Genomic DNA, 12,813 nt, shown 5'->3' on the forward strand with positions numbered 1-12,813 from the left:
ATGCGGTATTAGCATCCGTTTCCGAATGTTATCCCCCTCTTATGGGCAGGTTACCCACGTGTTACTCACCCGTTCGCCACTAATCCATTCTCTGCAAGCAGAGAATTTCATCGTTCGACTTGCATGTATTAGGCATACCGCCAGCGTTCGTCCTGAGCCAGGATCAAACTCTCGTTTTAAGTTTGAAAAGCTCATTATATTAATTGTGGATGAACCTTGTTCATCCGATAGTTGTCTTGATCCAATAAAGAATCGAAGACCCCTGCACATTTGGTTGTTTTTACTTTGTTCAGTTTTCAAAGATCTACTACTTTATAAGTCGTTGCTTTATTTGTCAGCAACTTTTATATCATACCATGTTACCGATTCAATGTCAACACCTTTTTGAAATTCTTTCATTTTCAATTTGCCAAGTGATGCTTATGTCGTTATCAGCAACCTATTTATAATACCATTTGTTTGATCGATTGTCAAACATTTTTTGAAAATAAATTAAATTCATTTTCAATACCGGCGGCCGGGGTCGAACCGGCACGCCCTTAACGGGCACTGGATTTTGAGTCCAGCGCGTCTGCCAATTCCGCCACGCCGGCCTGTTAATAATAAACCTAAAAGACAAGGCGGTAACCGGATTTGAACCGGTGATGAAGGTTTTGCAGACCTCTGCCTTACCACTTGGCTATACCGCCATACATTTATCCACTTTGAAATACTAAGTAAGAAACAAAATGAAACTGGGCTACCAGGATTCGAACCTGGGGAATGACGGGATCAAAACCCGCTGCCTTACCGCTTGGCTATAGCCCAATGTTACAAGGGCGACTGATGGGGATCGAACCCACGAATGCCGAGACCACAACCCGGTGCGTTAACCACTTCGCCACAATCGCCAAAATATCAAATTTTGTATTATAATCCTAATGTTTCACAGGGATAGTAGGAATCGAACCCACATTGACGGTTTTGGAGACCGTAGTTTTACCGTTAAACTATATCCCTAAAAATGGAGGGAGTAGGATTCGAACCTACGAACCCGAAGGAGCGGATTTACAGTCCGCCGCGTTTAGCCACTTCGCTATCCCTCCAATGGCGCAGGACAGAGTCGAACTGCCGACACACGGAGCTTCAATCCGTTGCTCTACCAACTGAGCTACTGCGCCTTGGAAAATATTTCTAACGGTCCCGACGGGATTCGAACCCGCGATCTCCTGCGTGACAGGCAGGCGTGATAACCGCTACACTACGGGACCTTGATTTCAAAAAAATATATATCATGCTGTAAATTACTAAAGCAACAACAATCATGAAAATTGCGGGGACAGGATTCGAACCTGCGACCTCCGGGTTATGAGCCCGACGAGCTGCCAGCTGCTCTACCCCGCGATAATGAATGCAAGCATTCTAATAAACATAATGGGTAATTCCTATACACATCGTATCTCTGATCCCGCTAAATAACTAGTGCAAGTTAAAGGAGGATGTGGGATTCGAACCCACGCGCGTTTTTACACACCTGACGGTTTTCAAGACCGTTCCCTTAAGCCGGACTTGGGTAATCCTCCAACAAAACTATATAGTGATTAATCACTAATGACCCCTACGGGATTCGAACCCGTGTTACCGCCGTGAAAGGGCGGTGTCTTAACCGCTTGACCAAGGGGCCAATATAATATTATTTTAAAACTAATGGGCCTAAGTGGACTCGAACCACCGACCTCACGCTTATCAGGCGTGCGCTCTAACCAGCTGAGCTATAGGCCCCAAACAAAAGCGGGTGACGAGAATCGAACTCGCGACAACAGCTTGGAAGGCTGTGGTTTTACCACTAAACTACACCCGCATTACATTAGGAAGTAGCCCCCACGGGAATAGTCGAACTCGCGATCTCCTACATAAATAGGCAAGTATGATGTTCGCTACATTACGGGACCTTTATTTAAAAACCAACTATTTGAAATTGTGTGATTCCAACAATATGTATCACGCTGTAAATTGCTAAAGCAATAACAACAGTGATAATTGCGGGGACAGGATTCGAACCTGCGACCTCCGGGTTATGAGCCCGACGAGCTGCCAGCTGCTCTACCCCGCGATAAGAGTATATGATTCGAAAGTGGACCTTGCAGGATTCGAACCTGCGACCGGACGGTTATGAGCCGTCTGCTCTAACCAACTGAGCTAAAGGTCCGATTTCCTGTAAAATTTATAGCGGCGGAGGGAGTCGAACCCACGACCTCACGGGTATGAACCGTACGCTCTAGCCAGCTGAGCTACACCGCCAAATTATGATAGTTATAAAAGATAACTATCGGGAAGACAGGATTCGAACCTGCGACCCCTTGGTCCCAAACCAAGTGCTCTACCAAGCTGAGCTACTTCCCGTATATCCACTCTTTCACTCCCCATCCGGAAAGATGCACCCTAGAGGAGTCGAACCTCTAACCGCCTGATTCGTAGTCAGGTACTCTATCCAATTGAGCTAAGGGTGCGAATAAAACTAGTGCCGAGGGCCGGAGTCGAACCGGCACGGTGAAAACTCACCGCAGGATTTTAAGTCCTGTGCGTCTACCAATTCCGCCACCCCGGCTAAAGGTGTTTACACTTAGTAGAACTAATTAACTTTCAACTTGCTCTTTTTTATTTTAATAGTAAGTATCCAAGCGAAAGACGGGATTCGAACCCGCGACCCCCACCTTGGCAAGGTGATGTTCTACCACTGAACTACTTTCGCTAAATGATGCCGGCTAAAGGAGTCGAACCCTCGACCTACTGATTACAAATCAGTTGCTCTACCAACTGAGCTAAGCCGGCATGTTAGAAAATTCAAAGCTATGCGGATGGAGGGACTTGAACCCCCACGCCGTGAAGCGCTAGATCCTAAATCTAGTGCGTCTGCCAATTCCGCCACATCCGCGTTGCTTGTTACACTTATAGTGTAATGAGACATGCAGGGTTCGAACCTGCGACCCTCTGATTAAAAGTCAGATGCTCTACCGACTGAGCTAATGTCTCAGAAGACTATGGAGGTTAACGGGCTCGAACCGCTGACCCTCTGCTTGTAAGGCAGATGCTCTCCCAACTGAGCTAAACCTCCATTAGTACTTTTAGAAGTACTTTGCATAACGACGTCCTGCTTTCGCAAAGAGAAACCCTTCACTATCCTCGGCGCTGAGAAGCTTAACTTCTGTGTTCGAAATGGAAACAGGTGGATCCTTCTCGCCATAACCGCTATACAATTTAAGCTGTTAGTGCTTAATGAAATAATCAATTAGCAGCAACTCTTATATAATACAATGGCCTTGTATCTTTGTCAATCATTTTTACTGATTTTTTCAAAAATAAAAATGCCGAGAATAAATCCCTCGGCATTTCAAACAAACAAATGGCTGTTCGCTCTTTATTGATTTCCCCAGTTCTGTTCTATAAAACCAACTCTCCCAGACCCTCTACTATAACGATTATAGTGGGCGGATTCTTTTTTATAAAAGTCTTGATGATATTCTTCTGCTTTATAAAAAGGATGCGCTGGTTCTATCGAAGTCACAATTGGTTCACTGAACTTACCACTTTGTTCTAATGCCTTTTTTGATTTTTCTGCTTTTTCTTTTTGATCCTCAGAATTATAGAAAATAACCGGTCGATAGGAATCACCTCTGTCAGCAAATTGTCCACCAGCATCAGTAGGGTCGGTTTGATACCAATAAATCTCTACAAGCTCTTCATAAGATATTTTAGAAGGGTCGTACGTAATTTCTACCGCTTCAGTATGTCCTGTTTTTCCAGATGTCACTTGACTATAAGTGGGATTTTCAACAGTTCCCCCAGTATACCCAGAAACAACTTTCTCAATCCCAGGCAATGAATCAAAAGGTTTTACCATACACCAAAAACACCCACCAGCAAAAATTGCTGTTTCAAAATTTTTATCAGACACATTATCCCTCCTGATCAATTTCTTCCTTTATAGTATATCATCAAACCCCTTAAGTATTTAATTAAAAACACTTACAAGTCTAAATCATTTTATAACTGTTACTCCACCCATATATGGTACTAGAACTTCTGGGACTTTGACAGAACCGTCTTCTTGCTGATAATTTTCCAGAATTGCTGCTACTGTTCTCCCAATAGCTAATCCAGATCCATTAAGAGTATGGACAAAATCAATTTTGCCGTCTTCTTCACGTCTATAGCGAATTTTCGCCCTTCTCGCCTGAAATGCTTCAGTATTTGAACATGAGCTAATTTCTCTATAGGTATTCTGGGCTGGAATCCATACTTCCAAATCATACGTTTTAGCAGCGGCAAATCCAGTATCTCCTGTTGAAAGCAAAACGACTCTATATGGTAAATTCAGCTTTTTCAAGATAGCTTCTGCATTGGCAGTCATTTTCTCCAATTCCTCATAAGATTCTTCTGGTTTGGCAAGTTTTACCATTTCAACTTTATTGAATTGGTGGAGTCTGATTAAACCACGAGTATCACGACCGGCACTTCCAGCTTCGGAACGGAAAGAAGGTGTTAATGCAGTGAAGTATTTAGGTAAATCAGTCTCTTCTAAAATTTCATTTCTGTAGTAATTCGTCAACGGTACTTCTGCTGTAGGAATCAACGTTAATGCAGAATCTTGAATCTGGAATACATCTTCTTTGAATTTTGGAAATTGTCCTGTAGCATATAATGATTCTTCATTAGCTAAATAAGGTGGAATCATTTCGTAATAACCATGTTCTTCTGTATGAACATCCAGCATAAAGTTGTAAAGTGCTCTTTCTAAACGTGCACCTAAGCCTTTATAGTATAAAAACCGGCTCTTCGCTACTTTTGCTCCTCTTTCAAAATCTAGAATATCTAAATCCGTTCCAATCTCCCAATGTGGTTTCGGTTCAAAGTCAAATTGTTCGTTGGTTCCGTTACCCCATCTGCGGACTTCTTCATTAGAGTCTTCATCTGCACCAACTGGCAAAGAATCATGTGGTAAGTTAGGTAACCCATCTGCTATCTCTTGAAACTGTTCTTCTACTTCTTCTAGCTCTTTATCGATACGCTTAATATCTGCTCCAACTTTTTGCATAGCAGCAATTGACTCGTCCGCATTTTCTTTATTTCTTTTCTTTGTAGCGATTTCGTCAGAAACTTGATTACGATATTTTTTTAATCTTTCTGATTCTTGGATAGCTTCTCTTCTTTTTTCATCCAATGCTTTTAATTGGTCAAGTTCTTTCGGATTTACTCCACGTGTTTCTAATTTTTTCTTTACCTGATCAAATTCGTTACGAATCATTTTAATATCCAACATATGTTTTCCTCTTTTCTTTTTTGTTGTAGGTACGAAAAAAAGCAGTCTTTCATTCCTTCTATTATGAAGGGACGAAAGACTGCTTTTCGCGGTACCACCCTGATTCAGGAAAATTTCAAATCTTCCTGCTCTCTATGAGTTTTAACGGGCTCTACCGAGACAATTTAAACGATAGTCGTCTCACTGTCTACTCATGCGATGGATTCAGGTTATAAAGTATCAGTTCACACCATACACTGACTCTCTTAAACTTTAGTCTCCTTACTATTTCACACTTATACGTTCAATTTTATATACACTGATTTTACTTTAATCTTTAGGTTAAAGCAACTAGTATTATGATATTTATTTTAAAAACGCTCCATCAATCCACCAAAGAAATCACTGAACCAAGTACCGATTACAGAAAAGAAACCTGCACGATCTACTGACTCAGCAGTAACTACTGATACTTTATTATGTTCACTTCCATCAAGGTATCCTAAATTTTCCCCTTCATAAGTGAAAGTTAACGTTCCTATTTCTTGTCCTTTTTCTATCGGGGCTTCAAGTTCACCATCTTTATTCAAAGCCTCTTCATCAACATCAAATGTCCATGTGACATCTTCCTGCTCTACTCCGTTAGGAAGTAAATATTCTAATGATTCAGCTGACATGACCTCTACCGAATCTTCTTTCCCGTTACGCACCATAATTGGGTCTACATCTTCAAGGACAGTGTTTCCTTCCATGATAGACGCCGCTTCCCACTCATTGAATCCATAATCCATAATTTTGTCTGTTTCATCAAACCTCTGATTTTTGTTCTCGATTCCATCGCCTGCGCCCATGACAACTGTTATAATTCTACGTCCGTCTTCCATAGATGTTCCAGTAAAATTCGCCCCTGCAAATGGAGTCGTTCCTGTCTTCAGTCCATCTACATTTGGCCTTTCGTGAAGTAACCCTTCCAGCATCCAGTTCCAGTTTTTCATTAAGATAGCATCATCTGTGCCTTCACGAAATACCATACTCGGAATACTAGATGTGTCTAAGACTTCTGGATAGTCTTTCAGTAAATGAGAGGCTACTGTCGCTATCCCTTTAGCAGACATAACATTCTCATCCTCAGCAGCGCTTCCAGGGTAGATGTTCTCTCCTAAAGAAGCATTACTCAATCCAGTAGTATTATAAATTTCATAATCTGTAATTCCCCATGATTCTACTAATTCATGCATTCTATCTACCATCGCCGGCTCTGATCCTGCTATTTGTTCAGCAATAGCTACTGTAGCTCCATTGGCAGAATATATAGCAAGTGCTTGATAAAGTTCTTCCAAACTGTATACTTCACCTTTTTTTAGCGGAACATTAGATAATTCATAATTTTGACTAACTTGGTAAGCATAGTCACTAATCGTTACTTCAGTATTCCAGTCGAGATTTCCCGCTTCTATTTCTTGAAATAAAATATATTCGACCATCATCTTAGTCATTGAAGCAATCCCTCTTTGATCATCAGCATTCTGATCTAAAAGTATTTGATTAGTCTCAAAATCTACAACTAAAGCTGACTCTGCATCGACTTCTGGTGCTTCTGCTGCTAGTACTGTAGAATTAGTGTTTATTACAAATGGAAGCAGTACGCTAGCAGATAATCCTGAAACAGCGATTTTTTTAAATTGGTTTTTAAGTATTTTCATGGTTTAGTGAGCTCTCCTATAATATGCACTCTTTTTTATGCATCTATTTTTTTGTTTTAGCAGTTGATTCAGTCTGGTAAGCTATTTATATCGTTCAAAAATCAACCTCTTATATCGTACTCTGACATCCATAAAAACACAACCTGTTTTGAGTGATTTTCAAAAATTAGACATTTCTCTAAACATTCTACCAAACATGTTTTCCTCTTTATAAAAAAAATACCAGTTATTTAAAATAACTGGCACTTCTAAAATAACTCATCTTACATTTTCTGCTCTAAAGGAAGTTGAATATCAAAACTTGTCCAGTCATCATCTGATTTTGCTGTGATGGTTCCTCCATGTAATTCTATAATGCTTTGCGCAATAGCTAAGCCTAATCCAGTTCCAGCTGTTTCCTGAGATCTAGATATTTCAGCGCGATAAAATCTTTCAAAAATCTGTTCAACTGCTTCTTTCGGGAGAGCTTCACCATCATTTTTCACAGATATGTTTGCTTGACTATCTACTTTATCAACTTCTATCTTAATAATATTGCCGCCTTTTCCATATTTCAATGCATTCGAAATTAGATTATTGAATACCCTAACCAATTTTTCTGTATCAGCTATCATCATCAGCCGTTCTAACGGTGAATGTACGATAATTTCTACTTCTTTGCTCTGCGCTTCCAGTTCAAAGTCAATAGCTAATTGTTCAATCAGCTGAATCATATCAAAAGATACACACTGCAGTGGTGTAGTTGTTTGCCTTACTTTGGTATATTCAAACAAGTCATCAACTAACACTTTCATCTGCTTCGCTTTCTGATAAGCAGTATGGACATATTTTTGAATTTCATCTGTTGAGCGGAACCTTCCTTCTTCTATCAAACCTAAGTAGCCAATAATTGAAGTCAGCGGTGTACGAATATCATGACTCACATTCGTGATCAGCTCATCCTTTGATTGTTCGATTTTCCGTTCTTCTTCCATCGCTTCGACTGTAGAATCGACTAACACATGAATACTGTCAACTACCTTACCTATATCTCCACTATATTTCCCTCGGATTTTATGTGTATAATTCCCCTGAGCAATAAAGTGAAGCTCATCAATAATGTGTCTCAATTCATATTGTCTATATCTTCTTTTCAGCCGCCAGTAAATTGCCCCAACAGCTACAATGACCAGTAGAAATAAAACAAAGGGTGTGATTCCCCAAAGGTCTTGTTGGCGATCTTGCAAAAAAACTTCTTCAATAAACCATAGATTCCCAAATACACTGGGGAAAGCTTCCACAAACCAGCCCATGATCTCATATGTTGCGAAATAACATAATAAGATGATTCCTGCTGTGACAAAACCTTCAATCAGCAGTCGAAATCTTTCTCTTAATGTCAGTTTCATTTATTTGCTCCTTCTGCCTCCTTTGATCAACCCACTATCCTTATTAGTCAAAACTTTGTTTTTCTTCTATTTTATAACCTACACCCCAAACAGTTTTGACCACATTTTCTCCGCCAGTTGCTTTTTCAATTTTATCTCTTAAATGGCTCACATGAACCATTACTGTTTTTGCCGGAACAAGGCTCTCCTGCTTCCACACTCTTTCAAAAATTTCATCAGCACTGAAGACGCGGTTTGGATTACTTGCTAGCAAAAACAAAATACCGAACTCTAATGCCGTCAACTGAATTAAAGACCCTTCTACTGTTTCAACTTGATGTTGTTCTTTTCGAATGACTAATGGTCCGATTTCTAATTCTCCGGCCTCTGACTCTCTATTTGTATAGGAACTTCTTCTCATCAGGGATTTAACTCTTGCAACTACTTCTAATGGATTAAATGGTTTAACTACGTAATCATCTGCTCCATTAGCCAATCCCCTAATTTTGTCAACATCCGCTGTTTTTGCACTCAACATCAGTATAGGAAGTTGTGATTCTTCTCTAACTTCTTTTACCACTTCTAAGCCTGTTTTTTTAGGCATCATGACATCTAATATTAAGCAATCAATTTCTTGTTCATGTAATTTTTCAAGTGTTTCTTGTCCGTTATAAGCTTTTTCAACTTCAAATCCTTCATTCTTTATATAGATTTCTAAAAGGTCACAAATTTCTTTATCGTCATCAGCAATCAATACTCTCATGATATTGCCTCCTTTGATTATATTCTCTTATATTTTAGCATGTAATGTCCTGTCAATTCATAAACTTTTCCTTAAATTCATACTAAAAAGCACTTTTCAAAAAAAGAAAAGTGCTTTCGAAGTTACTATTGTTTATCTATTCTACGATTCTAGACTAGTTCGAACCTACTTTAACAGATTCATAACAGTTTTCTGTACAAGAATAGGTGCAATATTGAAACTATAATTTTTTTCTAAACGTTCCGTGAACTTATGAGAGTCTTTTCCAAACGGACCGATATCAACAACCGGCAACTGCAATTGCTGCATGTCCTCGAGTGGTAGAGAATATTTCACACCGAATCCAGGCATATTTTGCTTCAACGCCTCGACTGCGCCTACTTCTCTTGGAGCAGCTGCATAACTCAGATCAGAAATATATGGGAAAAATTTCTTATATACTAACTGATAGTCTGTTTCCGTAGTATCTACAGCATCTTTAACTGCCTCAAGCAATTGTTTCTCTTGATTAGTTTTTCCTTCAACATATATGTGCGGATAGTAAGGTGGTGTAAAGTAGATAATGATAACTGGCTCCTGATTTGTCCACATCATCTGTAACCATTCCACTTCTTTCAATGCATAATCGCGATCATCTATCGAATCGTCCATCAACCATTTTTGACGATTCACTTCTAACTGATCATCCAGATCTTTCCCCTTTTCTTCGCGAACTGCAGCGTATAATTCATTATATGTCATTACTCTTACTTTAAAGGGTATAGACTCATATGATCTTTCTGTTAAAGCACAATATTTAGCATATTGATCATTTATATTCTTTAAAACTTCTGCAAAAGCCGATGTTGCGACTCCGCGCATTTTTTCCAGAACCATATCCGGTGTAGAGTAATGAGTCGCAAAGTTATAAAACGCATGCGCCGTTTTCGCGGTCTGAACAGAATATTCAGGTTTCAGATCTTGTTGTTTCAAGCTCATTGGCGGTAATGTTACTTCTCCTTCTACAACATCACATAAATCTGTATTCAAATTGATTCGTTTGGTTAATTCTGCAACTATTTGATTAGGATCCAGCCCTTTAAAGGCTTCTCCAACATGCGTTTCTTTTCCAACTACATAAAAGGAAGGCATTAACTTCCCAACCGTACCCACGTAGACATATTTATTTAAATCTCCTGGATACTCCGACGTCATATAATCCGTATTGATCAGTGCAGTATATTTAAACTGATTATTTTCTCTCAATTCCACTAATTTAGGAACACAAGACCTCATCCCTACGGAATTGGCTTCTTCATCACAGACTGCACAATAAATGATATTACCCGAGAAATTTTCCAGATCTTTTTCAATTTCTTCCATCAGACTCATAATAATAGCATTACCAGCCTTCATATCAAATATTCCACGTCCAAATAAATAATTGCCAGAATTCAAATCATCTTGAACTTCCCTAGGTAACTGTTCTATTCTGGCTCTTAGTTTCTCTGTCAATTCATAAGGTAAATGAGCAAAATCTTTCAAATCTCCATAATCTGAAATACCAACAGTATCCGTATGACCAATTAAAATAACTGTTTTTTTATTTTGTGGATCTTTCTTTCCTCGAAGAATGGAAATTACACTCTTTCTTCCCCATGGATCATCAGGAGCCGGTACAGTAATTAAATCTTCAGGATGTTCTTTAAAGTAATCAAGACCTTGAAAAAAATGCGCTACTTTCTCTGTTACTAACTGTTCTTCAATTGTCTCTGTGACACTTCTTTGCCTTGTCAACATGACGGCGAGCTCTTCAATTCTTTCTGGTCGCATCTTTATGTTCATTCTCTCTGTCCTCCAAATGTCAATCTTGCCTCACAAGTATAATTTGCTATCTAGTGGATTGCAATCCTTCTTGATTTTTTATTAAAAATCTTACTGAATAAACCCGTACCTCTATTGTTCGTAAATAATAGTATCCAAGTCAAAGTGATAGATATAGTGATCAAACGATAACTTCTTATCGTCAAATACAACTTGTTCAAATTCTGAAGAAATCATTTGGAACTCAACAATTTTTTCACGGTTTCCTGACATGTCTTCAGAAGAGATCAGATACAAATCTTTTTCTTTATGCTCGAACACATATAATGCTGCTACTTCAGACATCCTTTTTTGCTTAACCTTTCCCAAAGTAAAGATAGATTTCAGCAACTCTGTCATTTTGAATTGGGGGGTTCGATAAGATTCCACTGATTTGATTTTATGCTTCGATTCTTTCATAGTTATTCACCTATATTCTCATTCTTGATTTTTTTCTTCATTATATTATTCGATTATTTACTTTTTAATTTAGTCTAAGTGACTCTTCTTTTAGTTTATCTTAGTCTTTTCTGAGTTCCGCTGACCATGAATATACTGACATAGAAATCCACTTTAAAAGTAATTTAGTGATTATGCCGACTCTTTTGTTTGAGAACTAATAAATAATCTACTAATCGAGCAGTTTTACCCTTAATATCTGTTTCTGTAATTCCTCTATTCAAAATGAATTCTTCTTGTAATTTTGGACTGTTAGAATCTAAAACCCCTATCTTCTCATCTATGAAGCAGAAAATTGAATGTCCGCTCTCATATTCCTTATCCACTGGACTTGGATGGACATGATAAAAATAAGGCTGGCTCTTCTTATTTTTAATCACTTTAAAAAAACGCAGGGACAGTTTTTCTTCGAGTTCAGTAATAGTATTAAAATACCCTTCTCTAAGTAGCCTTGTTTTATGCATTTCAATATAAGCATCGCTTAGACCAGCCACTGATTGCTCTTCTACATCTACCATTGACTTTAAATAATCGACAACGTTAACAGGATAATCCACAATCTTAAGTTCTTCTCTATACTGATTTAGGATTGAATCTATTTCCTTTTTGTTATCCTCTGGATCATCCGGGTCAACTGTAATTCCCTCTCCTAGATAAATAAAATTTTTGGTTGCAGGGTTGCGTTTCAGCACAAAATGATCCGGGACTTTATCAACACCGCCTTGAACAAATGGATTGCATCTTAAAATTCGTGCAATCGCCATTAGACTTCCTTTCAACGCTCCATGCCTCTCTATGGCTTGTACCGTATAATTAGAACAAGTCGGATAGTATCGACAACTTGGCGCAAATAAAGGAGAGATGACTCTTTGGTAGCTTTTTACTAAACTGATCAGTACTTTTTTCAAATCAATCCTCTCCTTTCCTCATACTGAACTGAATTGATTTTATTATACCAAAACGAAAAAAAAAGAGAAGAGCCTCTAAATGATATGCTCCCTTTATAGTGGACAGAGAAATAATAAAAATTCTCTGACACTATAAAGGGAGTTTTTTTGATGTCTAAAAGAATAACGAAGCATACCCTAGATGAACGTTTAGAAGCTGTTCTAAATGTGATGGAAGGAAACTGTTCGATTAAAAAAATGGCGAAACAACTCGGAGTCGCTCCTGAAACAGTTAAAAGGTGGATCGCAAAATATAAAGGAGGTGGCGTGGCAGGATTAACAGAATCCAAGACCTGGAAGCGCTATTCACCTCAACTAAAAACAAAAGCTGTAGAATATTATTTGAAGGAGGCTATGGGGGTACAGAAAACTTGTGAGAAGTTCAATATTTCTTCTTCTTCCGTTTTACGTAAGTGGATAAAGCTTTATACTAGTGGTAAAGGGTTTAAACCAA

The 12,813-nt window shown here is 38.6% G+C and carries 8 protein-coding genes, 24 tRNA genes, 2 rRNA genes, 1 pseudogene and 1 other annotated feature; of the genes and pseudogenes, 1 reads left to right on the plus strand and 34 read right to left on the minus strand.

Features of this window, described 5'->3' with window-relative positions; translation table 11 throughout:
* The 34 genes and pseudogenes from BM212_RS10525 to yidD form a co-directional block, all read right to left on the minus strand.
* A 16S ribosomal RNA gene (locus BM212_RS10525) occupies window positions 1-179 on the minus strand; the annotation flags it as partial.
* Window positions 180-508: 329 nt separating this feature from the next.
* Window positions 509-593, minus strand: a tRNA-Leu gene (locus BM212_RS10530).
* Between the two features lie 25 nt (window positions 594-618).
* Window positions 619-689, minus strand: a tRNA-Cys gene (locus tag BM212_RS10535).
* A gap of 45 nt (window positions 690-734) precedes the next feature.
* Window positions 735-807: transfer RNA gene (locus tag BM212_RS10540), tRNA-Gln, on the minus strand.
* Between the two features lie 10 nt (window positions 808-817).
* Window positions 818-890 (minus strand) — tRNA-His (locus BM212_RS10545).
* A 38-nt stretch (window positions 891-928) separates the two neighbouring features.
* Window positions 929-999: transfer RNA gene (locus tag BM212_RS10550), tRNA-Trp, on the minus strand.
* A 5-nt stretch (window positions 1,000-1,004) separates the two neighbouring features.
* Window positions 1,005-1,085 (minus strand) — tRNA-Tyr (locus BM212_RS10555).
* A gap of 2 nt (window positions 1,086-1,087) precedes the next feature.
* Window positions 1,088-1,160: transfer RNA gene (locus BM212_RS10560), tRNA-Phe, on the minus strand.
* Between the two features lie 17 nt (window positions 1,161-1,177).
* Window positions 1,178-1,250: transfer RNA gene (locus tag BM212_RS10565), tRNA-Asp, on the minus strand.
* Between the two features lie 60 nt (window positions 1,251-1,310).
* Window positions 1,311-1,383: transfer RNA gene (locus BM212_RS10570), tRNA-Met, on the minus strand.
* Window positions 1,384-1,472: 89 nt separating this feature from the next.
* A tRNA-Ser gene (locus tag BM212_RS10575) sits at window positions 1,473-1,562 on the minus strand.
* Window positions 1,563-1,591: 29 nt separating this feature from the next.
* Window positions 1,592-1,663: transfer RNA gene (locus BM212_RS10580), tRNA-Glu, on the minus strand.
* A gap of 24 nt (window positions 1,664-1,687) precedes the next feature.
* A tRNA-Ile gene (locus tag BM212_RS10585) sits at window positions 1,688-1,761 on the minus strand.
* 8 nt (window positions 1,762-1,769) lie between these two features.
* Window positions 1,770-1,840: transfer RNA gene (locus BM212_RS10590), tRNA-Gly, on the minus strand.
* Window positions 1,841-2,019: 179 nt separating this feature from the next.
* A tRNA-Met gene (locus tag BM212_RS10595) sits at window positions 2,020-2,092 on the minus strand.
* Window positions 2,093-2,114: 22 nt separating this feature from the next.
* Window positions 2,115-2,188, minus strand: a tRNA-Ile gene (locus tag BM212_RS10600).
* Between the two features lie 18 nt (window positions 2,189-2,206).
* A tRNA-Met gene (locus BM212_RS10605) sits at window positions 2,207-2,280 on the minus strand.
* A 28-nt stretch (window positions 2,281-2,308) separates the two neighbouring features.
* Window positions 2,309-2,382, minus strand: a tRNA-Pro gene (locus BM212_RS10610).
* Between the two features lie 33 nt (window positions 2,383-2,415).
* Window positions 2,416-2,489, minus strand: a tRNA-Arg gene (locus tag BM212_RS10615).
* Between the two features lie 12 nt (window positions 2,490-2,501).
* A tRNA-Leu gene (locus BM212_RS10620) sits at window positions 2,502-2,587 on the minus strand.
* 72 nt (window positions 2,588-2,659) lie between these two features.
* Window positions 2,660-2,731, minus strand: a tRNA-Gly gene (locus BM212_RS10625).
* 7 nt (window positions 2,732-2,738) lie between these two features.
* A tRNA-Thr gene (locus BM212_RS10630) sits at window positions 2,739-2,811 on the minus strand.
* Between the two features lie 21 nt (window positions 2,812-2,832).
* Window positions 2,833-2,914 (minus strand) — tRNA-Leu (locus BM212_RS10635).
* A 25-nt stretch (window positions 2,915-2,939) separates the two neighbouring features.
* Window positions 2,940-3,012, minus strand: a tRNA-Lys gene (locus BM212_RS10640).
* A gap of 9 nt (window positions 3,013-3,021) precedes the next feature.
* Window positions 3,022-3,094 (minus strand) — tRNA-Val (locus BM212_RS10645).
* Between the two features lie 23 nt (window positions 3,095-3,117).
* A 5S ribosomal RNA gene (gene rrf / locus BM212_RS10650) occupies window positions 3,118-3,233 on the minus strand.
* Window positions 3,234-3,397: 164 nt separating this feature from the next.
* The gene (msrA, locus tag BM212_RS10655; RefSeq protein ID WP_091898488.1) at window positions 3,398-3,934 is read right to left on the minus strand and encodes a peptide-methionine (S)-S-oxide reductase MsrA; all 537 of its coding nucleotides are present in this window, start codon (window positions 3,932-3,934) and stop codon (window positions 3,398-3,400) included.
* Window positions 3,935-4,018: 84 nt separating this feature from the next.
* On the minus strand, window positions 4,019-5,299 hold the full coding sequence (serS, locus tag BM212_RS10660) for a serine--tRNA ligase (protein WP_091898490.1): 1,281 nt from the start codon (window positions 5,297-5,299) through the stop codon (window positions 4,019-4,021).
* Window positions 5,300-5,363: 64 nt separating this feature from the next.
* Window positions 5,364-5,588, minus strand: a binding site (T-box leader).
* Window positions 5,589-5,649: 61 nt separating this feature from the next.
* Window positions 5,650-6,981, minus strand: coding sequence for a serine hydrolase (locus tag BM212_RS10665; RefSeq protein WP_091898492.1), 1,332 nt, complete (start codon window positions 6,979-6,981; stop codon window positions 5,650-5,652).
* A 263-nt stretch (window positions 6,982-7,244) separates the two neighbouring features.
* Window positions 7,245-8,369: a sensor histidine kinase gene (locus BM212_RS10670; protein ID WP_091898494.1), complete on the minus strand. Its 1,125-nt coding sequence runs from the start codon at window positions 8,367-8,369 to the stop codon at window positions 7,245-7,247.
* 43 nt (window positions 8,370-8,412) lie between these two features.
* Entirely contained in the window at window positions 8,413-9,111 is a 699-nt protein-coding gene (locus BM212_RS10675; protein WP_072693515.1) for a response regulator transcription factor, read from the minus strand.
* Between the two features lie 165 nt (window positions 9,112-9,276).
* On the minus strand, window positions 9,277-10,935 hold the full coding sequence (locus BM212_RS10680) for a M20/M25/M40 family metallo-hydrolase (protein WP_091898496.1): 1,659 nt from the start codon (window positions 10,933-10,935) through the stop codon (window positions 9,277-9,279).
* A gap of 111 nt (window positions 10,936-11,046) precedes the next feature.
* Window positions 11,047-11,373, minus strand: a complete 327-nt coding sequence (locus BM212_RS10685) for a hypothetical protein (RefSeq protein WP_091898498.1) — start codon at window positions 11,371-11,373, stop codon at window positions 11,047-11,049.
* Window positions 11,374-12,077: 704 nt separating this feature from the next.
* Window positions 12,078-12,320: pseudogene (gene yidD / locus BM212_RS12865) on the minus strand (membrane protein insertion efficiency factor YidD); the annotation flags it as partial.
* A 150-nt stretch (window positions 12,321-12,470) separates the two neighbouring features.
* Here yidD and BM212_RS10695 point away from each other — a divergent pair.
* Window positions 12,471-12,813, plus strand: a 343-nt coding sequence (locus BM212_RS10695) for a helix-turn-helix domain-containing protein (RefSeq protein WP_143744944.1), incomplete at its 3' end; no start/stop codon positions are given.

Origin of the sequence: Marinilactibacillus piezotolerans (genome assembly GCF_900114235.1) — a bacterium.
GTDB classification, from domain to species: Bacteria; Bacillota; Bacilli; order Lactobacillales; family Carnobacteriaceae_A; genus Marinilactibacillus; species Marinilactibacillus piezotolerans.